Source organism: Kosakonia oryzendophytica, from assembly GCF_027886705.1.
Classification (GTDB): Bacteria; Pseudomonadota; Gammaproteobacteria; order Enterobacterales; family Enterobacteriaceae; genus Kosakonia; species Kosakonia oryzendophytica.
Map to the genome: position 1 here is coordinate 2,684,612 of NZ_CP115659.1, position 23,102 is coordinate 2,707,713.

Genomic DNA, 23,102 nt, shown 5'->3' on the forward strand with positions numbered 1-23,102 from the left:
TTGTTCGTTTTGTCGCAAAGCCAACATAAATTTTCCCTTACAAATCAATCACTCGCTTCTGGCCTGCGATTTGCAACACCACCGGTAACCCAATCCATACATGAGGTGACTATGAAGGGGAATGAGATTCTCGCACTGCTTGATGAGCCCGCCTGCGAACACAACCATAAACAAAAAACCGGCTGTAGCGCCCCCAAACCCGGCGCCACCGCTGGCGGCTGTGCCTTTGATGGCGCGCAGATCACCTTGTTGCCGCTGTCCGATGTGGCACATCTGGTGCACGGCCCGATCGGCTGTACCGGCAGTTCTTGGGACAATCGCGGCAGCCTGAGCTCCGGTCCGGCTATCAACCGACTGGGCTTTACCACCGACCTTAACGAGCAGGATGTGATCATGGGGCGCGGTGAGCGCCGCCTGTTTCATGCGGTGCGCCATATCGTCAACCGTTACCACCCGGCAGCAGTCTTTGTCTACAACACCTGCGTCCCGGCCATGGAGGGCGACGATATTGATGCCGTCTGCCAGGCGGCGGCAACCGCCACGGGCGTGCCGGTGATCGCCGTGGATGCGGCGGGTTTTTATGGCAGTAAAAATCTCGGCAATCGCCTGGCCGGTGAGGTGATGGTGAAGCAGGTGATCGGCAGTCGCGAGCCGTCGCCCTGGCCGGACGATACCCCCTTTTCCCCGGCGCACCGCCACGATATCGGGCTGATTGGCGAGTTCAACATTGCCGGGGAGTTCTGGCATATCCAGCCGTTGCTTGATGAGCTGGGGATCCGTGTACTGGGGAGTCTTTCCGGCGACGGACGATTTACCGACATTCAGACCCTGCACCGGGCGCAGGTCAATATGCTGGTCTGCTCGCGAGCGCTGATTAACGTTGCCCGCGCGCTGGAACAACGTTATGGCATACCGTGGTTTGAGGGCAGTTTCTACGGCGTGCGCGCCACCTCTGATGCTTTACGCCAGTTAGCCGCCCTGACCGGTGATGAGGATCTGATCGCACGAACGGCAGCGTTAATCTCCCGCGAAGAGCAGCACGCCGAACGGGCTCTGGCCCCGCTGCGCGAGCGGTTACGCGGTCGCAAAGCACTGCTGTACACCGGTGGTGTGAAGTCCTGGTCGGTGGTCTCCGCGTTACAGGATTTGGGGATGACCGTGGTCGCCACCGGCACCCGCAAATCAACCGAAGAGGATCGGCAACGCATCCGTGAACTGATGGGTGACGAGGCCATCATGCTCGATGAGGGCAACGCCCGTACGCTGCTGGATGTGGTGTACCGCTACCAGGCGGACATGATGATCGCCGGTGGACGCAATATGTACACCGCCTACAAAGCGCGGTTGCCGTTTCTGGATATTAACCAGGAGCGTGAGCATGCCTTCGCCGGCTATCGCGGCATCGTCACGCTGGCCGAACAACTCTGTCAGACCCTGGAAAGCCCGGTCTGGCCGCAAACCCACGCTCGCGCGCCGTGGCAATAAGGAGTCGATAATGGCCGAAATCATGCGTAATAAAAAACCACTGGCGGTCAGCCCCATAAAAAGCGGTCAGCCGTTGGGGGCGATCCTTGCCAGTATGGGGTTTGAACAGACCATTCCACTGGTGCACGGCGCTCAGGGGTGCAGCGCTTTCGCAAAAGTCTTTTTTATCCAGCATTTTCACGATCCGATCCCCTTACAATCAACGGCGATGGACCCCACCTCCACCATTATGGGCGCGGATGAAAACATTTTGACCGCGCTGAACCTCCTCTGCCAGCGCAATACCCCCAAAGCCATTGTGCTGCTCAGCACCGGACTTTCGGAGGCCCAGGGCAGCGACATTTCGCGCGTGGTCCGGCAGTTCCGCGATGCGTTCCCGCGTCATAAAGGCGTGGCGATCCTCACCGTCAATACACCGGATTTTTACGGCACGCTGGAGAACGGCTACAGCGCGGTGCTGGAAAGCGTGATTGAGCAGTGGGTGGCGGAAAAACCCCTGCCAGGTCTGCGTAATCGCCGCGTTAACTTGCTGCTCAGCCATTTATTGACTCCGGGAGACGTGGAACTGCTGCGCAGCTATGTGGAAGCGTTCGGGTTACAGCCGATCATGGTGCCGGATATCTCGCTGTCACTGGATGGTCATCTGGCGAATGGTGACTTCTCGCCAGTCACCCAGGGCGGTGCGTCTCTGCGCATGATCGAGCAGATGGGGCAGAGCCTGTGCACCTTTGCCATCGGCGTCTCCCTCTCCCGTGCAGCCACGCTGCTGGCGCAGCGCAGTCGCGGCGAAGTAATTGCCCTGCCGCATCTGATGACGCTTGGCGACTGCGATCAGTTTATTCACCATCTGCAACGCCTTTCCGGGCGCGACGTTCCGGCCTGGATTGAACGCCAGCGCGGGCAATTACAGGATGCGATGATCGATTGTCATATGTGGTTACAGGGGGCCCGCATGGCGCTGGCGGCGGAAGGCGATCTGCTGGCGGCATGGTGTGATTTCGCCCGCAGTCAGGGCATGGTTCCCGGCCCGGTTGTCGCACCAGTGAGTCAGCCGGGGTTGCAAAATCTGCCTGTCGATAGCGTAACCATTGGCGATCTGGAAGACCTGCAGGATCTGTTGTGCGCAACCCCGGCGGATCTACTGGTTGCCAACTCCCACGCGGCGGATCTGGCAGAGCAGTTCGCTATCACGCTGGTGCGCGCAGGTTTTCCCCTCTATGACCGGCTCGGCGAATTTCGCCGTGTGCGTCAGGGTTACGCGGGCATGCGCGATACCTTGTTCGAACTGGCGAACACCCTGCGCGAGCGCCATTCTCACCTGGCCACTTACCACTCCCCGTTGCGCCAGCACGTCAGCGAACCGCCCATCTCCGGAGGCAACTATGCACTATGTTAACCGCCAGTTCAGCACCATTTGCTCCGGCGTCTGGTCAATGAAAGTGGCCTTTGCCAGCTCCGACTATCACCATGTGGATCAGCACTTTGGCGCAACGCCGAGGCTGGTTATTTACGGTGTGAAGGAGAACGACGTGACGCTGTTGCGGGTAGTGGATTTTTCGGTGCTTGCCGGGCATCAGCAAGAGAAGATCGCCAGCCGGATCGCAGCGCTGGAGGATTGCGTCACGCTCTACTGTGTGGCGATTGGCGAAAGCGTCTTCCGCCAGTTGCTGCAAATCGGTGTGCGTGCCGTGCGCGTCCCGGCAGAGACCACTATTGAGGGGCTGTTGCAGGAAATTCAGCACTACTGGTATGACAAAGAGCAGCGTAAAAATACACGTAACCGCAATCCGCAGCGCTTCGCACAACTCTTGCAGGAGCACGACTGGCAGGATGATGAGGAGTGCTGACCGCCAACTGTGTCGTCTCTGTGACAAAACCAACATAAAACTGCGACACAGCTCGCAGTTTTATGACAGAGAAAAATCTTAACCCTCTGAAAATAGGTCACTTTACCTTCTGGTACTGCTTTTGCTTGGTACGTCTGACCCGCTGTTGATTGACGCGGTGAAATGCGCCCCGGCGCTTTCCGTCATACATCCTGGGAGCTGAGAGCATGTGGAATTACTCCGAGAAAGTGAAAGATCATTTTTTTAATCCCCGTAACGCCCGCGTGGTGGATAACGCCAACGCCGTTGGCGACGTGGGATCGTTAAGCTGCGGCGATGCGTTGCGGCTGATGTTACGAGTGGATCCGCAAAGTGAAACCATCCTTGAGGCCGGGTTCCAGACCTTTGGTTGTGGCAGCGCAATCGCCTCCTCGTCGGCGTTAACTGAGCTGATCATCGGCCGTACGCTGGCGCAGGCTGAACAGGTGACAAACCAGCAGATCGCCGATTATCTCGACGGTCTGCCGCCGCAAAAAATGCACTGTTCCGTGATGGGTCAGGAGGCGCTGCGTGCGGCGATTGCCCACTATCGCGGCGAAACCCTGGAAGACGACCATGAAGAAGGCGCGTTAATCTGCAAATGTTTTGGCGTCGACGAAGGCCAGATCCGCCGCGCGGTGTTAAGCAACGGGTTAACCACGCTTGAAGAGGTGATCAACTACACCAAAGCGGGCGGCGGCTGTACCGCGTGCCATGAAAAAATCGAACTGGCGCTGGCGGATATTCTGGCGCAGCACCCGCAGAGTGCCGCCCCCGTCGCAGAACAGAAAGATCCGCACTGGCAGGAAGTGGTGGATGCCATCACTGAACTGCGTCCACATATTCAGGCCGATGGCGGCGATATGACGCTGGTGAACGTTGCAGCGCATACCGTGACAGTCAGCCTCTCCGGCAGTTGCAGCGGTTGCATGATGACCGATATGACGCTGGCATGGCTGCAACAAAAATTGATGGAGCGTACCGGTTGTTATATGGACGTCGTAGCGGCCTGAAGCACCGCCGGTCAACAGAGGGGAAATCACCATGAAACAGGTTTATCTGGATAATAATGCCACCACCCGAATCGATCCGATGGTGCTGGAAGCGATGATGCCGTTCCTGACTGAACATTACGGTAACCCGTCATCCATTCACGATTTTGGCGCACCCTCCCGCGTCGCCCTTGAGCGGGCGCGCCAACAGGTGGCCGACCTGCTCGGTGCGGAACACGCCAGCGAGATTATTTTTACCTCCTGCGCCACCGAAGCGACCTCTACCGCACTGCATGCCGCTGTCGAACTGTTGCCGGAGCGACGGGAAATCATCACAACCGCGGTAGAGCACCCGGCAACCCTTGCGGTGTGCGAACACCTGGAGCGACAGGGCTACCTTATCCACCGCATTGCGGTGGATACCGATGGCGTACTGAATATGCAGCAATATCGCCAGGCGCTAAGCCCGCGCGTTGCGGTGGTCAGCGTTATGTGGGCCAATAATGAAACCGGTGTCCTGTTTCCGGTTGTGGAAATGGCAGCAATGGCGCACGACGTCGGCGCATTGTTTCACTGCGACGCGGTACAGGTAGTGGGAAAAATACCGCTGGATATTGGTCGGACGGCCATTGATATGCTCTCCTGCTCAGCGCATAAACTGCATGGTCCGAAAGGCGTCGGTTGTCTCTATTTACGCCGTGGTTCGCGTTTTCGTCCACTGCTGCGTGGCGGGCATCAGGAGCGGGGCCGCCGGGCGGGCACTGAAAATATCGCTGGCATTGTGGGGATGGGCGCGGCATGTGAACTGGCGCAGGTGCACCTGCCTGGAATGAACAGCATTGCCGCATTGCGCGATCGTCTTGAAAGCGAACTGGTCAGCCAGGTGCCTTCGGTAAGGGTGATGGGCGGTAATGCCCCGCGCGTTCCCGGCACCGTCAATCTGGCGTTTGAGTTTATCGAAGGCGAAGCGATTCTGTTGCTGCTCAACCAGGCCGGAATAGCGGCCTCCAGCGGCAGCGCCTGCACCTCCGGTTCACTGGAACCGTCGCATGTGATGCGCGCCATGCAGATTCCCTATACGGCCGCGCATGGCAGTATTCGTTTTTCGCTCTCCCGTTATACCCGTGAGAAAGAGATAGACTACGTCATTGATGCGTTGCCGCCTATCATCGCCCGTCTGCGCGCGCTTTCTCCCTACTGGCAGGACGGCAAGCCACGTCCGGCTGAAGCCATTTTCACACCGGTTTACGGTTAAGGTGACGTCATGGCAAGCGTAGTGATAAACGATACGACGCTGCGGGACGGTGAACAGAGCCCGGGCGTGGCCTTTCGCGCCAGTGAGAAAGTGGCGCTGGCGCAAGCGCTGTATGAAACCGGCATCACCGCACTGGAAGTTGGCACACCCGCGATGGGCGACGAGGAGCGCACGCGTATGCAACTGGTGCGCCGCCACCTGCCCGCCGCCACGCTGATGGCCTGGTGCCGGATGAATCGCGACGAAATTCAGCAAAGCGCCGACCTGGGCATGGATTGGGTGGATATCTCCCTGCCCGCCTCTGACAAACTGCGACAGTACAAACTGCGTGAGCCGCTGCCACGCCTGCTGGAACGGCTGACCACGCTGATTGAGCAGGCAAAAACGCTGGGTTTGCAGGTCTGCATCGGCTGTGAAGACGCCTCCCGCGCGAGCGATCTCACCCTATTGACCATTGCCGATACCGCACAGCAGGCTGGCGCGCAGCGGCTGCGTTTTGCCGATACCCTCGGCATACTCGACCCGTTTACCACCGCCACCCGGATCGGTACGTTACGGCAACGCTGGGCAGGCGAGATTGAAATGCACGCGCACAACGATCTGGGGCTGGCCACCGCCAATACCCTGGCGGCGGTACGCGCCGGGGCGACCAGCGTCAATACCACCGTACTGGGGCTGGGCGAACGGGCAGGTAATGCAGCGCTGGAGACGGTCGCCCTCGGCTTACACCGCTGCCTGGATATCGACTGCGGGGTGCACTTCGCCCGCCTACCCGCCCTGTGCCAGCAAGTCGCCGATGCCGCTCTGCGCCCGATAGACGCCCAACAACCGTTGGTGGGCGCACAGGTGTTTACCCACGAGTCCGGCGTGCATGTCGCCGCGCTGCTGCGCGATCGTGACAGTTATCAGGCGATTGACCCGGCGCTGATGGGCCGTGAATACCGGCTGGTACTCGGCAAACACTCCGGACGCAAGGCCGTAGACGGCGTGTTCGCCCGAATGGGCTACCGGCTCGACGCCCTGCAAATCGAGCTGTTGCTCCCGGCAATCCGGCGCTTTGCCGAAAGCTGGAAACGCACGCCCAAAGATTATGAACTGGTCGCCATTTACGATGAGCTGTGCGGCAGCGCAGCGCAACAGGCCGCAGGGAGTTGAGTATGGAGTGGTTTTATCGCATCCCGGGCGTGGATGAACTCGACAGCGCCGAATCCTTTTTTGAATTTTTCTGCGTACCCTACGCATCACCGGCATTGCGCAGTTGTTGCCTGCGGGTACTGCGTGATTTTCACCAACGCCTGCGCGACCACGTGCCGCTGCGGAATTTACTGGAAGAGGATCCGCGCGCCCCCTGGCTTCTCGCCCGGCGTCTGCTGGCGGAGAGTTATCAGCACTGTACCGCGGAGCATAAGCAATGACTCAAAAATATGCCTTTGGCGAAGAGGTACGCGTAACACGCGCGATCCGCAACGACGGCACCCTGTTCGGTTACCGGCGCGGCGACTTGCTGGTGCGCCGTGGTACTACCGGTTTTGTGCGCGAATGGGGAACATTTTTGATGGACCAGATCATCTACCAGATCCATTTTCTCGACAGCGACCTGATTGTCGGCTGTCGGGAAGAGGAGCTGCTCCCGGCCTGCGCACCGTGGCACGCCGGTCAGTTTCAGTATGGCGACCATATCGTGTGCCGCTGTGCGTTAGCCATCAACGGCGAGGTGGTGATTGCCGCTGGTGCGCAGGGGCAAATTGCGGCAACCGATCAGGGCGACAATGGTGAAAGTTACATTGTCACCTTTTCGACGCGTAGTTTCCAGGTGCCTGCCAGCGCCATGATATTGGTGGAGGAGTAATGAAAGAGCCAGCTTGGGCGCGTTTTGCCAGGCGACGTCTGGCGTTGTCGCGCTGGTGCTGTGAGCCGGACGCCCTTCCTGCCGCGCAGAAAGCGGCATTCGAGGCAGCCTGGGTACGCCAGAAACGACTGGAAACGGCGGTGGTCGAGGTCGCGGGCGGAGAAAACATCCCGGACGCGGTGCTCAGCGCCGTCGCCGCCTCCCTTGCGCCTCAGCTTGATGAGACGCCCTTTTCCGCAGCGGATCGCCAGGCCGTGATCCGCCACCATGCGCTGATGGAGATGCAATTCACCCGCGTTGCCGCGTCAGCGCCCCAGCCCGATGACATCCAGGTGCTGGCCTGGTATCAGCAACATCAGGCGCAGTTTATGCGCCCGGAGCAACGTTTAACCTCGCACTTGCTGGTAACGGTAGATAGCGATGGCGAAACGGTGCGACGCCAGGTAGCGCATTTTCATCAGGAAATCGTTCGCACCCGCACGGCTTTCAGCCAGCTGGCGCAGCGCTATTCTCACTGCCCCAGCGCGCTGGAGGGCGGTCGGCTGGGCTGGATCAGCCGGGGATTACTCTACCCGGAGCTGGAACAGGCGCTGTTTGCGCTGAAAGAAAATGACGTTAGCGCCCCCATTGAAACCGCGCTGGGCTGGCATTTAGTATGGTGTGAGCACATCCGGGAACCCGCGCCGATGGCAAAAAACGAGGCACTGGCAAAAGCGCGGGAACACCTGTACAGCCTCCAGCAGCAACAATGGCAACGCCGCTGGCTGGCGACATTACTTAACGATGCATCGGCCTGATGCGTTTTTAGGTCATCAGGCCTGACACCCGATAGTGCGCGGTTACAGAATCGCCGGTTTGAGGCTTTCCAGCCAGGCATCTATCCGTTCGTCGGTGAGGTCATACTGATTGTCCTGATCGATAACCAGCCCCACGAATTTATCCGCCTCCAGCGCCTGGGAGGCGTTGAATGTATAACCTTCTTTCGGCCACAGACCAACCACCTGCGCCCCGCAATTTTTCAACGTGTCATACAGCGGGCGCATACCACTGACAAAATTATCCGGATAGCCGACCTGATCCCCCAGCCCGAATAACGCCACGGTTTTACCGCTCAGGCTGGTTCCGGCAAGCTGCGCCATAAATTCGCCCCAGGATTCGCTTTCACACCCCGCTTCCAGCCCGGGCAGTTGCCCGTCGCCCAACGTCGGCGTGCCGAGCACCAGAACCGGATAAGAGAGAAAGGTCGCCAGATCGGTGCGATTGATATTGACCGGCGAAGCCGCCGCCTCCCCCAGTTTTTGTTGGATAAGTTTGGCGATTTTGCGGGTCTTGCCGGTATCGGTGCCGAAAAAAATACCAATAGTAGCCATTGCATGCTCCTGTCAGGAAAAAGGGTTAATCCGCCATGAAAAGGCCGGAATCAGACAGGATATTGCGAAGGCTGTGCCAGGTTTACGGATGAGCAAAACCTGCACCAAACCGGGCGCGCACGCACCATCGTGATGCTTTTTTCGCCAGCACATTTCGTCCTCAGCGCCCGCCCGCAGGGCAATAACGCGATTAATGCCGTCGAATACCGATCTGGATCAATGTTAACGCCTGTTAATGCCGCAGAAGGTGCACTCTTTGCATGGTTAATGTGCGCCCGACCGCGTGCGGGCGAAAGTCGACAGGTGGCACAAATTGTCATAACTGCGACATAACCCACGTTGCCCCCCAGGAGTGCGTGATGACTCTGAATATGATGATGGATGCCACCGCGCCGGAAGAGATTGCCGGCGCGCTGACTCAACGGCATCCCGGCCTGTTTTTTACCATGGTCGAACAAGCGCCTGTGGCGATCTCACTGACCGATCCCCATGCACGGATCGTCTACGCTAACCCGGCGTTTTGCCGTCAGACCGGTTATGACCTTGAACAGTTGTTACAGCAAAATCCACGGCTGTTGTCGAGTAAGCAAACACCGCGGGAAATTTACCAGCAGATGTGGCAGACGCTACTGCAACGCCGGGCCTGGCGCGGACAACTGATTAACCGCCGCCAGGACGGTAGCCTTTATCTGGTGGAAATCGACATTACGCCGGTTATCAATCAGTTCGGTGTGCTGGAGCACTATCTGGCGATGCAGCGGGATATCAGCGCCAGCTATGCGCTGGAGCAGCGGCTGCGTAACCATATGACGCTCACGGAAGCGGTGCTGAACAATATTCCGGCGGCAGTCGTAGTGGTCGATGAATACGACCGTGTCGTGATGGACAACCTGGTCTATAAAACGTTTTGCGCCGACTGCGGCGGTAAAGAGTTACTCAGTGAACTGAATTTCTCCGCCCGCAAAGCAGAGCTGGCTACCAGTCAGGTATTGCCGGTCGTGATCCGTGGCGTGGTGCGCTGGTTGTCGGTCACCTGCTGGGCACTCCCCGGCGTTAGCGAAGAAGCCGGACGTTACTTTATTGATAGCGCGTTACCCCGCACGCTGGTGGTGATCACCGACGATACCCAACAGCAGCAGCAACGGGAACAGGGGCGTCTCGATCGTCTCAAGCAACAGATGACCACCGGCAAACTGCTGGCGGCAATTCGCGAGTCGCTGGATGCAGCGCTGATTCAGCTTAATTGCCCTATCAATATGCTGGCGGCCGCACGGCGTCTGAATGGCGCTGATCACAATAATGTGGCGTTGGATGCAGCCTGGCGTGAAGGCGAAGAAGCGATGGCGCGTTTGCAACGTTGCCGCCCATCACTGGAGCTGGAAAGCGCTGTAGTCTGGCCGTTACAGCCCTTTTTTGATGATCTGCGCGCCCTCTATCACACCCGTTTTGATGAGGGTAAAAACCTGCACATCGAGCTCGATTCACCGCAACTCGTCGGTTTTGGTCAGCGCACGCAACTGCTTGCCTGCCTGAGCCTGTGGCTCGACAGAACGCTGGATATTGCCGCCGGCCTGCGTGATTTCACCGCGCAAACGCAAATTTTTGCCCGTGAAGAAAATGGCTGGCTCTCCTTTTATATCAATGACAATGTGCCGCTGATCCAGGTGCGTTACACCCACTCTCCCGACGCATTAAATGCCCCGGGAAAAGGGATGGAGCTGCGCCTGATCCAGACGCTGGTGGCCCACCACCGCGGTGCGATAGAACTGACCTCACGCCCCGAAGGGGGCACCTGCCTGACCCTGCGTTTCCCGTTATTTCATTCACTGACCGGAGGCTCACAATGACCCAGCGAACCGAGTCGGGTAATCCCGTCTGGCGCTTCGACCTGTCCCAGCAGTTTACCGCGATGCAACGCATCAGCGTGGTCTTAAGCCGGGCGACAGAGATTGGTCAGACATTACAGGAAGTGCTGTGCGTGCTGCACAACGATGCGTTTATGCAACACGGGATGATCTGTCTGTACGACAATCAACAATCCATCCTCAGTATTGAAGCCTTGCAGGAAGCCGATCAGGAGTTGATTCCCGGCAGTTCGCTGATCCGCTATCGGCCCGGAGAAGGGCTGGTCGGTACGGTACTGTCGCAGGGGCAATCGTTGGTGCTTCCGCGCGTGGCTGACGATCAGCGTTTTCTCGATCGTCTGGGACTGTATGACTACAACCTGCCGTTTATCGCCGTGCCATTAATGGGGCTGCAATCACAACCGATGGGCGTGCTGGCCGCGCAGCCGATGGCGCGTTTCGAGGAGCGGTTGCCCGCCTGCACACGTTTTCTGGAAACGGTCGCCAACCTGGTGGCGCAAACGGTACGGCTGATGATGCGCCCCGCCGCCACCTCCCCACGCGCAACGGTGATAAATAATGAACGTCCGCGCGGCTGTGCGACGGCACGCTCGTTTGGTTTTGAAAATATGGTCGGCAATAGCCCGGCGATGCGCCAGACCATGGAAATTATCCGCCAGGTTTCCCGCTGGGATACCACTGTGCTGGTGCGGGGAGAAAGCGGTACCGGCAAGGAGCTGATCGCCAATGCTATCCACCACAATTCGCCACGCGCCGGTGCGCCGTTTGTGAAATTTAACTGCGCTGCCCTGCCCGATACCCTGCTGGAAAGTGAGCTGTTCGGTCATGAAAAAGGGGCATTCACCGGTGCGGTGCGCCAGCGGAAAGGCCGCTTTGAACTGGCGGACGGCGGCACACTGTTTCTTGATGAGATTGGTGAAAGCAGCGCCTCTTTTCAGGCCAAGCTACTGCGGATTTTGCAGGAAGGCGAAATGGAGCGCGTCGGCGGTGACGAAACGCTACAGGTGAACGTTCGTATTATTGCGGCAACCAATCGCAATCTGGAAGAGGAAGTGCGGCTGGGGAATTTTCGGGAAGATCTCTACTACCGTCTCAATGTGATGCCTATCTCCCTGCCCCCGCTGCGCGAGCGACAGGAAGACATTGCTGATCTGGCACACTTTCTGGTGCGTAAAATCGCGCAAAACCAGAGCCGTACGCTACGCATCAGCGATGGAGCCATCCGCCTGTTGATGAGCTACAACTGGCCCGGCAACGTGCGTGAACTGGAAAACTGCATTGAACGCTCGGCGGTGATGTCGGAAAGCGGTCTGATCGATCGCGACGTGATCATGTTTAATCACCGGGAAAATACGCCGAAGCAACCCCCGCTCACTACATCGCGGGAGGATAGCTGGCTCGATCACTCACTGGATGAACGTCAGCGGTTGATTGCCGCGCTGGAAAAAGCCGGCTGGGTGCAGGCGAAAGCGGCGCGTTTACTGGGGATGACCCCGCGCCAGGTGGCGTACCGCATTCAAACCATGGATATCACCTTGCCAAGAATGTGAGCCCGGATTTGTGGCATTCGGCACAATGTCAGCCAAATGCCACAACACTCACAACACAACGCGGGCGCAGTGAAATTAAGTCTCTTTTTTTCAATAAGTTAAAAAGTCGGTACACGGTACAAGATTTGCAACTGGGGGTTATGACTCCGAAACGAAGGTATCCCCATGACTTCCTGCTCATCCACCGTTGGCAGTTCACGCTGCCGGGCCGTTCAGCCTGAACCGTTATCTGATGTTGTGGCTGGCAAAGTGGCGTTGCATCCCTGCTATTCGCGTAGCGGTCACCACCATTTTGCACGCATGCATCTGCCCGTCGCCCCTGCCTGTAATCTGCAATGTCATTACTGCAACCGTAAATTTGATTGCAGCAATGAGTCCCGACCGGGGGTCTCTTCCTCGCTGCTGACGCCGGAACAGGCGGTCGCCAAAGTGCGCCACGTCGCAGCGGCTATTCCACAGTTATCGGTAGTGGGCATCGCCGGTCCTGGCGATCCACTGGCGAATATGAGCCGTACCTTTACGACCCTGGCGCTCATCCGGGAACACCTGCCAGATATGAAATTATGTTTATCTACCAATGGGTTAATGCTTCCGGATGCGGTGGATCGCCTGGTGGATGTGGGCGTCGATCATGTTACGGTGACCATTAATACTCTCGACCCGGAGATTGCCGCGCAGATCTATGCGTGGCTGTGGCTGGACGGTGAGCGTTACAGCGGGCGCGAAGCCGGTGAAATACTGATCGCCCGACAACTTGCCGGGGTACGTCGCCTGACGGAAAAAGGGGTGCTGGTAAAAATCAACTCGGTATTGATCCCCGGCATTAACGACCAGGCACTGGCGGACGTCAGCCGTGAACTGCGTGCCAGCGGTGCGTTTATTCATAATATTATGCCGTTGATTGCCCGCCCCGAACACGGCACGGTGTTTGGTCTGAAGGGTCAGCCGGAGCCGGATGCCGCGATGACAGCCCGCGTCCGGGAAGCGTGCGGCGAGGTGATGCCGCAAATGACCCACTGCCAGCAGTGCCGCGCCGATGCCATTGGTATGCTGGGGGAAGATCGTAGCCAGCAGTTTGCCCTGCTCCCCGTCGAGGCGTCGCCTCAACCCTGGTTGCCTACGCTCTATCGCCGCACGCAATTGCATGCCAGCATTCTGACCAAAGGCGATGCCGACGAAAAAGATGCCTGCCTGGTTGCCGTGGCGTCGACCCACGGTGAGGTAATCGACGCGCATTTTGGTCATGCGGATCGCTTTCGCATCTACAGTTTGTCGGCAGCGGGCGCGGTGCTGGTCAATGAGCGATTTACCCCGAAATATTGCAGCGGACACGATGAATGTGATCCGCAGGAAGGTGATGCGCTCTTTGCGTTGCTAGCGGATGTGAAAGCGGTGTTTTGCGCACGCATCGGTTACGCGCCGTGGCAAAAGCTGGAAGCGCGCGGCATTCAGCCCTGTGTCGACGATGCCTGGCAACCGATCAATACTGCGCTACTGCGTTGGTGGCAACGCTGGCGTCAGCAGTGCGCGGCAAAACAGCCTGACCAGGGGGTGGCCTGATGTTGACACGCGACTGGCTACAGCGTTTGTTATGGCTTTATGCCCATGGCGAGGGCTGTTATCCGTTAAAGATGGGGCTTGATGCCGCGCAATGGGCAACACTGCAGGCTGATTTTTCGCCGCCAGCAGGGCAGATCCCTTCGGATTGTCTGCTGCGACAATCCGTGATGAGCGAACTAAACGCCACCCGAACGGAGGAGCGGCAGCAACTGGCGCAGTGGCTGGCGTGCTATATGACGCCTGATGCGGCGCCGATGCATCTGATCATCGCCAGCGTGTCGCTGGCGTTTAATCATCTCTGGCAGGATCTGGGGCTACACTCACGCGAAGAGTTGCGGGAGTTGATGAGCGACTGCTTTCCGCGCCTTGTTGAGATGAATACCCAGAATATGCGCTGGAAAAAATTCTTCTATCGCCAGCGCTGTCTGCAAAGCGACGGCGAACTGGTCTGCCGCTCCCCCAGTTGCGATGCTTGCTGCGAACGCGCGCACTGTTTTGAACCTGCCTGAAGCCCTAAGGTAAACAGGCCCGGTGCCTCTGGGTTCATCGGGTCTGAATATCTGTGCATCCCCACGCCACTGTCCTATTATTTAATAATAAAAGTAAAATATTTTGCCGCAATCACACGGTTCCAGTAGTCAGGGTGTTACTGTAGCCTATATATTTGGAAAACTTATACAAAAGTAACAGGTGTGTGAGGTAGCGAATGTATTCTTTTGTGGCCAGACAGGCGATATTTGATAAACAATTAAACACCGTCGGTTACGAGCTTCTCTTCAGGGACAGTATGGATAACCGTTTCCCGGATATCTCTGCGGAACAAGCCACCACGCAATTAATTGAAGAACAATTTCTTAGCGCCCCGGTCGGACGCAAAAGTGACAACAGCACGGTATATGTTAATTTCCCCTACCAACTGCTGGTGGAAGGCCTGGCGGAAACGTTGCCAAAAGATCGCGTAGTCATTGAAATACTTGAAGATGCTAAGCCGGATGGCAAGCTACTGGAAACGGTAAAACGCTTACATAACAGCGGATTTCGCATCGCACTGGATGATTTCGTGCCCGGTAACGCATGGGATTCATTTATGCCGTATGTCAACGTTATTAAATTTGATATAAGGAGTGGTTCGCGCGACGAAATAAGCCAGTTTATTCGTTCCAACCGTGATTCATTACGCCATACCGTTTTGCTGGCGGAAAAAGTGGAAACCTATGACGAATTCGAAAATTATAAAAAAATGGGCTTCAATTTGTTTCAGGGGTATTTTTTCAGCAAGCCGGTTGTCACTAAGCGAAATAAATTGGTGCAAAATCGGGCATTCGCACTGAAATTGATGCAGGAAGTGAACGTAGAATCACCTAATTTAAATAAAATTGAAGATCTGTTAAAACGCGACGTCTCGCTTTCCTTCAAGATTATGCGCTATGCGCAGAATATTCTCTATAACACACGCGGCATCAGCGGCTTTCGCAATCAATCATTACGCGACGTGGTGGTTTACCTTGGGATTAGCGAAATGCGCCGTTTTGTGTTGGTCGCTTGCCTGACTTCGTTTGAAGAGGTGAGCAACACCGAGATCTATTATCTCAGCCTCATTCGCGCAAAATTCTGCGAACTGCTGGCGGCGCGCACCTCAGCCAATAATGCCATTAATGATGCATTTATGGTCGGTTTATTCTCCTTGCTTGATGTGATCCTTGGACTGCCGCTTGACGAGTTGCTTGAGCAAATCACCGTCTCTCCGGAGGTGGCAAAAGCCCTGCAAAGCCACAGTGGTGAATTGTACCTTTATCTGCGTCTGGCGCGTCTCTATGAACAACGGATCTGGAAAGAAGCCAACGAGGTGGCGGCGCAATTAGGTTTGTCGAACGCCATGGTCAGCGAGCTGATGAACCAGGCGACAAAATGGGCGGATGAACTGCCGATTAGCACATCGCGTTAATTTTTATTCCTGTTACGTGCAATTCCGTAATAATCATCTTCAGTATTGAAATACACTGAAACATTATTTCAATTGCATTTTGTACAACTGCTTCACATTTTTAACACCCCTCCTTCCCCTTAATCAAAATTTATTTCCCGCCATGTGCCGTTGCACAAAAATCATAGCGTAATGTGATTAAGATCAGATAAAAAGATCAATATTTTCAGAAATATTGCCGTTATTAATAATTCCTTTCTTTATATAGCGTAGGATTATGAAAAAAATAGCGCAGGCAACTGTTCTGACCAAACTGCTCATCGGCTTCTCCATCCTGATTGTGATGATGTTGCTGCTGGGCGTTGTGTCTATTTATCAGCTCAACACCAGTAATCACCATATTGATAAATTCCGCGAAAACCGCATGCCTGGTGTTCGCTATTCCCTTGAAATGCGTGGCGTATTATCCGAAATGCGCTTGCAACAGATTCAGTACATCACCTCTACTACGCCGGAATCTCGCGAGCAGCATCGGGGAGAATTACTGCAAAACCAGGCCATATTCCTGAATGCGGAGCAGCAGTACGCCAAAGCCTCCGCCGATGCGCCGCAAGAGATGCGTGCCCTGTTTGCGACAGTGGTCGATAACTTTAAAAACTTTGTCGACGTTAACGCCAAAGTGATCGACGCAGTAAGCAGTGGTAATGCGGATGAAGCCTCCAAAATCAGCGGCGCTGTCTCCGCCAAATACCGTACCCAGTTAATGAAAGATCTGGCTACGCTGGTGGATATGGAACTGGCGCTGGGCGATAAAGCGGGCGATGATTCGCAAGCAGGTTATAACCAGGCCTTATACCTGCTGAGTGGTTTACTGCTGCTGGCCCTGATTGCCACAGGTGTGATCGCCCTCTTTATCTCTCGCAATCTGGCGCGTCAGTTGGGCGGCGAACCGGCCTATGCGGTTTCGATCATGAAAGCGATTGCCGCCGGTAATCTGAGCGCGGATGTCACGCTACGCGATAACGACAGCCAAAGTTTGCTGGCGACCATTAAGTTTATGAACAGCAAACTGGCGGAGATCATTAACGGCATTATTAACGGCAGCGAATCTATCTCCCATGCCGCCAGTGAAATTGCCGAAGGCAACAACGATCTGTCGCAGCGTACCGAAGAACAAGCCGCATCGCTGGTGCAAACATCGTCGAACATGCAGCAAATCACGGAAAACGTGAAGAGCAACGCCGAAAACGCCCGTAAAGCCAGCGATCTGGCACGTGAGACATCACAAACGGCGGTTAAAGGCGGCAAAGAGGTGCATGACATGTTGAAACGCATGCATGAAATCTCCGATAGCTCGCAGAAAATTGTCGATATTATCTCGGTGATTGAAGGGATTGCCTTCCAGACCAATATCCTGGCGCTTAACGCCGCGGTTGAAGCTGCGCGCGCAGGCGAACAGGGTAAAGGCTTTGCGGTGGTCGCCGGCGAAGTGCGCAACCTGGCGCAGAAAAGCGCCGATGCGGCAAAAGAGATCAAGCAGTTGATTGAAGGAACGGTGGAGAAGATCACTGATGGTTCACGCTTTGCTGATACAGCCAGCCGCGCGATGGAAGATATCGTGACGTCGGTAAACAAGGTGACCGATATCGTGGCGGAAATTTCTGCCGCCTCAACGGAACAGCACCAGGGGATCAAGGAAATTAGCGTGGCAATTGAACAGATGGACCAGGTGACCCAACAGAACGCCACTCTGGTGGAACAAGCGGCTGTCGCCGCCCAGTCCATGACCGAGCAAAGCGAAATCCTCCGCGATTCCGTACGCTTCTTCCAGTTGGCGCGTTAATGCCGCACAGGCCCGATGATGCAGGATGCCATCGGGCCTGTTCTTCCGTTACATGACGAGGGTTTTCGGCTCCATAAACGCCGCTAATCCCCAGCGCCCCATTTCCCGCCCAATGCCTGAGTGTTTAAAACCACCGAACGGCGCACCGGCCTCATGCGCCAGCGTGTTCACCTGCACACGCCCGGCGTGAATTTGCGCCGCCACCTGCTGTGCACGTTCAACATCGCGACCCAGTACCAACGCACTTAATCCATAATCCGTGTCATTGGCGATCGCCACCGCATGCGCATCATCCTGATAACCGATCACCGATAACACCGGGCCAAAAATTTCTTCACGGGCAATGCGCATTGTGTTCTCCACATCCGTAAACAACGTCGGGCGGACAAACCACCCCTGCCCGCTATTTTCTGGCCGCCCTTCACCGCCCGCCAGTACTCGCGCCCCTTCCTGCTGCCCAAGGCGAATGTACGACTGCACACGCTGCCACTGTTTTTCACTGACCATCGGCCCGATATCGTTAGCTGGATCATGCGGGTCGCCTGATTTTACCGACGCAACCGCCTGCGCCAACGCCGCTTCATACTCGGCCTTACGTGAATTCGGCACCAGAATACGCGTGCCAGCAATACAGGCCTGACCGCTGTTAATAAACCCCGCCTGTATCGCTAAAGGCACGGCGGTGGCGGGATCGGCATCATCCAGGATCAGGGTGGGCGATTTACCGCCCAGCTCCAAAGTAACCCGTTTAAAGGTGTCAGCGGCATTACGCAGGATCGCTTTGCCCGTCATGGTTGAGCCGGTGAACGAGATTTTTGCGATATCCGGGTGACGGCTCATCACCTCGCCCACCACCTCGCCGCGCCCGGTGACAATATTAAACACGCCGGGCGGCAGTTCCGCCTGATGCAATGCGCGAGTCACCACCTGGGTTTGCCATGCGCTCATCTCGCTGGGTTTGATCACCGCCGTACACCCCGCCGCCAACGCGGCGGCAAGCTTGCCGCAGATAAATCCCGCATTGCTGTTCCACGGAGTGATAAGACCGGCCACACCCAGCGGTGTCATCTCCACACGCGCGTGGCCAACCTGTGAGGTAAACACAAACTGCTGCAGATCGCTTATCACCTGATCGATAACCGCCACAGGGTAGCGTGCCATCCAGACTGCGCGGGCGGCAGGCGCGCCATACTCCTGCACAATGGCCTGCAACAACTCCTCTTCACACGCCGCTAATGCCTCACGCATGCGCGTCAGCGCCTCGACTCGCTCCCCGACACGGGTCTGCGACCAGGCTGGAAACGCGGCTTTTGCTGCGGCAATGGCGTTCAGCGCATCGGCTTCGTTTGCCAGACGCACCTGACCAGTGACGTCGCCAGTCGCCGGATTAAACAGGTCAAAACGTTCTGTGCCTTGCGGCGTCACCCATTTGCCGTTAATGGAAATATGTTCAACAGATTGCATGGAAACCTCCTTCTGTAACGTGTGTCCAGTGTGTCATAGCTTTATCGCGCCGATAATCCACGCTATGCTGCAAAGGTTGTTTCGATTTTCGGGATAATCTATGCATCGTTCAGGGTTGATTGAGCTGGAAGTGGTGATGGCGGTTATGCGCCAGGGCAGTTTCCGCGCCGCGGCCAGAGAACTGGGTATGTCGGCGACCGCCGTCAGTAATGCCATTGCCGGGCTGGAAAGCCGTCTGGATGTGCGGCTGTTTCACCGTACTACCCGCAGCGTCGCGCTGACCGAGGCCGGGCAACGTTTTGTGGCACGAGTAGGCCCGGCCTTGCAGGAGATTCGTCATGCCACGGAAGAGATCCACAGCGTCGCTGACGAGCCGTCCGGCACGTTGCGCATTAATGTACCTCAGGCGGTAGGACAGCTTTTTCTTGATGATCTGTTGGTGCGTTTTCTTGCCCGTTATCCCTTGATGCGCCTCGAAATCGCCAGCGAAGCCCGGATGATCGATATCGTCGCCGAAGGGTATGATGCAGGCATTCGACTGGCCGAGTCGATCCCGCAGGATATGATTGCCGTCCCCCTGACGCCGGATATTCACATGCGGGTTGTGGCCACGCCGGAATGGTTTGCTGCGCACGGTACACCGCAAACACCGGAGGATTTGTATCAGCATCAGGGGATTTGCATGCGCATGTCGCACGGTGGGATTTACCGTTGGGAGCTATCGCGCCATGGTCAGCATTACGCGATTGCCGTTCCCGCCCGGCTGGCGACAACCGACCTGTTTACCTCGATCGCGGCGGTGCGCGCCGGGCTGGGCGTAGGTTTCTTACCAGGGTTCTATATTGAAGACGATCTGCGTAGCGGTCGGCTGGTTAGCGTGCTGGATGCGTGGACACAGCCCTTTAAGGGGCTGTGCCTGTATTATCCGGGACATCGCCATATCCCGCTGGGGCTGCAAGCGTTTATCGCCTTTATCCGCGAAGCGGTTTAATTACTCGAGATGCGCGCGATCCAGGCCGTAGGCTTTGTCCAGCGCACCGGGTAAGGTCTGTTGCAGCACCATTAACCGATTCCAGCTATTAATGATAGCGATAGAGAATGCAAGTTCAGCCACTTCCACCTCACTGAAATGCTCACGCACTTCACGGTACAGCTCATCACTGACGCCCTGCTCCCCGAGGCGTGTCAACGCTTCGGTTAATGCCAGCGCCGCCCGCTCTTTTGCGGTAAACAGCGGCGACTCACGCCAGACCGCAACATGGTAAAGACGCAACTCACGCTCGCCGTGCACTTTCGCCTGTTTGACATGCATATCGAGGCAGAAGGTACAGCCATTCAGTTGCGATGCGCGAACATCAACAAGATCTTTAATGGCGGTATCAAGGCTGCTGTTGTGCGATGCCTGGCTGGCATCACCCAGAGTTTTGATTAGCGAAGGTGCGGTCTGAAAGAGATTCACGCGGGTGCTCATAATCATTTACCTCATTTATTGATTCAACAGCCGCTATACTACCGACTTATGGCATACTAAAAAGACGCAAAATGTGGAAATCAAGGTAGGACATGAAACCCGGTTACAAAACCATTTACGAGCAGTATCGCCACAGCATCACCAGCGGATTGCTGAAACCGGGTGATAAAGTGCCGTCGGTGCGCGTGCTGGCAAGCGAATTAGGGGTTGCGCGTAAAACAGTGGAGACGGCGTGGGCAATACTGGTCGGTGAAGGTTATCTGGTAAGCCAGGGCGCACGTGGTACACGGGTTAATCCGGACTTGTCACTCGGCGGTGAGAAAAAAAACCTGCCGACAGCGCAAAACGGTGATCTCCCCCTCAGTATGGCGGAGACGCTCCGCGATCAATCTGGCTTTTTGCGCCTTGGCATTCCATCGCTGGATGCCTTTCCCTACAAGAAATGGCTGCTGCTGAGCGGCAAGGCGGTGCGATCAATGCAGCCGGTGGAAATGACCAATCCGCCGTTGATGGGCTATGCGCCGTTGCGTGAAGCGATTGCCCATTACGTCAATATTTCGCGTGGGCTTTCCTGCTCAGCGGATCAGATATTTATCACCAGCGGGTATAACCATAACCTGCGATTGATTCTCAGCGCACTGGGCAAACCCGACGACAAAGTGCTGTTTGAAGATCCCGGCTACTATTTCGGTCAGCAAACCCTTAAGCGTATTGCCAGCAATCTGCACTTTGCGCCAGTGGATAACCACGGGCTGAAGGTTGATTACGTACAACAGTATCACCGCGATGCGCGCTTTGTTTTTGTGACACCGTCACATCAAAGCCCACTTGCCGTCACCCTTTCACTGCCGCGTAAACAGCAATTACTGGACTGGGCGCAGCAGAATGAAAGCTGGATTATCGAAGATGATTACGACGGCGAATTTCACTATACCCGCAAGGTCCTGCCTGCCTTAAAAAGCCTCGATACGCAGGATCGGGTGATTTATATGGGCACATTCAGTAAAACGGTGATGCCTGCACTGCGCATCAGTTATCTGGTGATGCCGCGCGCTTGCGTGGCGCAGTTTCGCGAAACCGGGGAACTGACGGAAAGCGGCCAGCCCGTGCTGACACAAAAAATCCTCGCCGCATTTATGGGGGAAGGCCACTTTTTCCGCCACCTGAAAAAAATGCGCACGCTCTACTCGCAACGCAGAAAAACCATGCTGGCTGCGCTGGAGCAGGTTTATCCAGGGATGTTTAACATTGAAGTGAGCGACGGCGGAATGCACATCATTGCGTTGTTGCGCACCAGCACACAGGACGTCCGACTGGCGCAAATCTGGCAGCAACACCAGTTGCAGGTCAGCCCGCTCTCCCGGTGGTATAACCAGAACCCTAAGCGCTACGGTTTAATTATGGGTTATACCAATGTGCGATCGGCGCAAGAAGCGATCGCGCTATTGCAGCGCCCGGCGCAGGAAACGCGGGCGCTGCTCAGCGTTGAATAACGATCATGGAAGGCAACTGACGAGGGAGAGATCCCACGCTGTTGCCAGAAGAGATAAGCTGATAACCAGTGTCACCGCTAACGAAACCGTTTTATCTGACATTTCCATCGCATGTCCCTCTGTATGGTGGTATCGCCATTTAACAGGGCAGATCTTAATGATTTCTTACTCTCTCAGAAAAAGTTTAGGTTAGTTGATAGTTTTTGCCTGGTGTCATTTTGTGCGGAAGCACATCGGCATCGTTCATTTGCAACAAATCGATCTCAATGGCATTGCAGATGGCATCCAGCGGCAGATCGTTATCCTCTTCACCAAACGGGTCTTCCAACTCCTCCGCCAGCGTATCAAGCGAGATAAAGGTGTAGGAGATGAGCACCGAGACAAACGGCGTCATAAAGTGCAAATCCACCACCAGCGCAAACGGCAACATGATGCAAAACAGGTAAACCGTACGATGCAGAATTAGTGAATAAGCAAACGGCAGCGGTGTGGTAAAAATGCGTTCACACCCGGAAAGCACTGCGGACATGTCATGTAAACGCTGCGTGATGCTGTGGAACAGAATGTCTGACAAGGTGCCCTTCGCCCGGCGCTCCCCCAACCACTCCGCCATTAATAACAGAATGCGGTTAGCCGGCGAATGGGCATTGAGTACCGTCCGGAGTTCCTGCCCACTCAGATAGTTTGCCAGCACTTCACCCTGGGGCTTACGGCGCAATGTCATACGCAGACAATGCGCAAAGGCAATTTGCAAGCGGATAAAATGCGCCACGCCGTCGTCATCCGGCAGCGTGGTTTTCACCTCTCGCAGCAACGAACGCGAGGCGATCATCAGTTGTCCCCATAACAATCGTGCTTCGCTATAGCGGGCAAAGCAGGCGTTGTTACGAAAACCAAGGAAGATGGCAATCGCCACGCCAAGGATACTGAACGGCGCGACAGTCAGTTTGATACCCAGCGAGGTATACCAGGGGAGCATCCAGATCACGGCGATAGAGAGCAGGAAGTTCATCACCAGTCGGGAGGTAATTTTCGGCAGCACCGAACCGTGCCAGACGAAAAGACGCGTAAGCCAGTGTTGTTCAGGTCGGACAATCATGTTGAGTCGTATGCAAA

The 23,102-nt window shown here is 56.1% G+C and carries 21 protein-coding genes; 17 read left to right on the forward strand and 4 right to left on the reverse strand.

The genetic code is table 11. The annotated features are described in order from the left end of the window. Positions 1–111: 111 nt before the first annotated feature. The 9 genes from nifE to nifM all read left to right on the forward strand — a co-directional run bounded on the left by nifE (position 112) and on the right by nifM (position 8,243). Positions 112–1,485, forward strand: a complete 1,374-nt coding sequence (gene nifE, locus O9K67_RS12990; RefSeq protein ID WP_061495721.1) for a nitrogenase iron-molybdenum cofactor biosynthesis protein NifE — start codon at positions 112–114, stop codon at positions 1,483–1,485. Positions 1,486–1,495: 10 nt separating this feature from the next. Continuing rightward, the gene (gene nifN, locus O9K67_RS12995) at positions 1,496–2,881 is read left to right on the forward strand and encodes a nitrogenase iron-molybdenum cofactor biosynthesis protein NifN (protein WP_061495719.1); all 1,386 of its coding nucleotides are present in this window, start codon (positions 1,496–1,498) and stop codon (positions 2,879–2,881) included. Next, the gene (locus tag O9K67_RS13000; protein WP_061495717.1) at positions 2,868–3,332 is read left to right on the forward strand and encodes a NifB/NifX family molybdenum-iron cluster-binding protein; all 465 of its coding nucleotides are present in this window, start codon (positions 2,868–2,870) and stop codon (positions 3,330–3,332) included. The genes nifN and O9K67_RS13000 overlap by 14 nt, the downstream gene beginning before the upstream one ends. A 206-nt stretch (positions 3,333–3,538) precedes the next feature. Then, entirely contained in the window at positions 3,539–4,363 is an 825-nt protein-coding gene (gene nifU / locus O9K67_RS13005; protein ID WP_061495715.1) for a Fe-S cluster assembly protein NifU, read from the forward strand. Positions 4,364–4,394: 31 nt separating this feature from the next. Then, positions 4,395–5,597 carry a cysteine desulfurase NifS gene (gene nifS / locus O9K67_RS13010; RefSeq protein ID WP_061495713.1) on the forward strand — a complete coding sequence of 401 codons (1,203 nt, stop codon included), beginning with the start codon at positions 4,395–4,397 and terminating at the stop codon, positions 5,595–5,597. 9 nt (positions 5,598–5,606) lie between these two features. Then, entirely contained in the window at positions 5,607–6,752 is a 1,146-nt protein-coding gene (gene nifV / locus O9K67_RS13015; RefSeq protein WP_061495711.1) for a homocitrate synthase, read from the forward strand. 2 nt (positions 6,753–6,754) lie between these two features. Then, positions 6,755–7,012: a nitrogenase-stabilizing/protective protein NifW gene (locus tag O9K67_RS13020; protein WP_061495709.1), complete on the forward strand. Its 258-nt coding sequence runs from the start codon at positions 6,755–6,757 to the stop codon at positions 7,010–7,012. Next, the gene (locus tag O9K67_RS13025; RefSeq protein WP_061495707.1) at positions 7,009–7,446 is read left to right on the forward strand and encodes a nitrogen fixation protein NifZ; all 438 of its coding nucleotides are present in this window, start codon (positions 7,009–7,011) and stop codon (positions 7,444–7,446) included. Before O9K67_RS13020 ends, O9K67_RS13025 begins: the two co-directional genes overlap by 4 nt. After that, positions 7,446–8,243 (forward strand): nitrogen fixation protein NifM, encoded by a 798-nt coding sequence (gene nifM, locus O9K67_RS13030; protein WP_061495705.1) that lies wholly within the window; start codon positions 7,446–7,448, stop codon positions 8,241–8,243. The genes O9K67_RS13025 and nifM overlap by 1 nt, the downstream gene beginning before the upstream one ends. A gap of 42 nt (positions 8,244–8,285) precedes the next feature. On the opposite strand, the gene O9K67_RS13035 is transcribed toward nifM, so the two are convergent. Beyond that, on the reverse strand, positions 8,286–8,816 hold the full coding sequence (locus tag O9K67_RS13035) for a flavodoxin (protein WP_061495703.1): 531 nt from the start codon (positions 8,814–8,816) through the stop codon (positions 8,286–8,288). Positions 8,817–9,175: 359 nt separating this feature from the next. Here O9K67_RS13035 and nifL point away from each other — a divergent pair, with 359 nt between their 5' ends. The 6 genes from nifL (at position 9,176) to O9K67_RS13065 (ending at position 17,558) form a co-directional block, all read left to right on the forward strand. Beyond that, the gene (gene nifL / locus O9K67_RS13040; RefSeq protein WP_061495701.1) at positions 9,176–10,663 is read left to right on the forward strand and encodes a nitrogen fixation negative regulator NifL; all 1,488 of its coding nucleotides are present in this window, start codon (positions 9,176–9,178) and stop codon (positions 10,661–10,663) included. Next, the gene (nifA, locus tag O9K67_RS13045) at positions 10,660–12,231 is read left to right on the forward strand and encodes a nif-specific transcriptional activator NifA (RefSeq protein WP_061495699.1); all 1,572 of its coding nucleotides are present in this window, start codon (positions 10,660–10,662) and stop codon (positions 12,229–12,231) included. The genes nifL and nifA overlap by 4 nt, the downstream gene beginning before the upstream one ends. Before the next feature lie 165 nt (positions 12,232–12,396). After that, positions 12,397–13,791, forward strand: a complete 1,395-nt coding sequence (nifB, locus tag O9K67_RS13050) for a nitrogenase cofactor biosynthesis protein NifB (protein ID WP_061495697.1) — start codon at positions 12,397–12,399, stop codon at positions 13,789–13,791. Continuing rightward, the gene (locus O9K67_RS13055) at positions 13,791–14,300 is read left to right on the forward strand and encodes a nitrogen fixation protein NifQ (RefSeq protein ID WP_061495695.1); all 510 of its coding nucleotides are present in this window, start codon (positions 13,791–13,793) and stop codon (positions 14,298–14,300) included. The genes nifB and O9K67_RS13055 overlap by 1 nt, the downstream gene beginning before the upstream one ends. A 197-nt stretch (positions 14,301–14,497) precedes the next feature. Then, the gene (locus O9K67_RS13060; protein WP_061495693.1) at positions 14,498–15,736 is read left to right on the forward strand and encodes an EAL and HDOD domain-containing protein; all 1,239 of its coding nucleotides are present in this window, start codon (positions 14,498–14,500) and stop codon (positions 15,734–15,736) included. A gap of 256 nt (positions 15,737–15,992) precedes the next feature. Next, positions 15,993–17,558, forward strand: coding sequence for a methyl-accepting chemotaxis protein (locus tag O9K67_RS13065; RefSeq protein ID WP_061495691.1), 1,566 nt, complete (start codon positions 15,993–15,995; stop codon positions 17,556–17,558). 48 nt (positions 17,559–17,606) lie between these two features. Here the strand turns inward: O9K67_RS13065 and O9K67_RS13070 are convergent, their stop codons facing one another. After that, the gene (locus O9K67_RS13070) at positions 17,607–19,022 is read right to left on the reverse strand and encodes an aldehyde dehydrogenase family protein (protein ID WP_061495689.1); all 1,416 of its coding nucleotides are present in this window, start codon (positions 19,020–19,022) and stop codon (positions 17,607–17,609) included. Between the two features lie 100 nt (positions 19,023–19,122). Here O9K67_RS13070 and O9K67_RS13075 point away from each other — a divergent pair, with 100 nt between their 5' ends. After that, positions 19,123–20,013, forward strand: a complete 891-nt coding sequence (locus tag O9K67_RS13075) for a LysR family transcriptional regulator (protein ID WP_061495686.1) — start codon at positions 19,123–19,125, stop codon at positions 20,011–20,013. Here O9K67_RS13075 and O9K67_RS13080 read toward each other — a convergent pair whose 3' ends face one another. Then, positions 20,014–20,493: a carboxymuconolactone decarboxylase family protein gene (locus O9K67_RS13080; protein ID WP_061500017.1), complete on the reverse strand. Its 480-nt coding sequence runs from the start codon at positions 20,491–20,493 to the stop codon at positions 20,014–20,016. Positions 20,494–20,585: 92 nt separating this feature from the next. On the opposite strand from O9K67_RS13080, the gene pdxR reads away from it, so the two are divergent. Then, positions 20,586–21,986 carry a MocR-like pyridoxine biosynthesis transcription factor PdxR gene (pdxR, locus tag O9K67_RS13085; protein WP_061495684.1) on the forward strand — a complete coding sequence of 467 codons (1,401 nt, stop codon included), beginning with the start codon at positions 20,586–20,588 and terminating at the stop codon, positions 21,984–21,986. 184 nt (positions 21,987–22,170) lie between these two features. Here pdxR and O9K67_RS13090 read toward each other — a convergent pair whose 3' ends face one another. Further along, positions 22,171–23,085 (reverse strand): bestrophin family protein, encoded by a 915-nt coding sequence (locus O9K67_RS13090; protein WP_061495682.1) that lies wholly within the window; start codon positions 23,083–23,085, stop codon positions 22,171–22,173. Positions 23,086–23,102 lie beyond the last annotated feature (17 nt).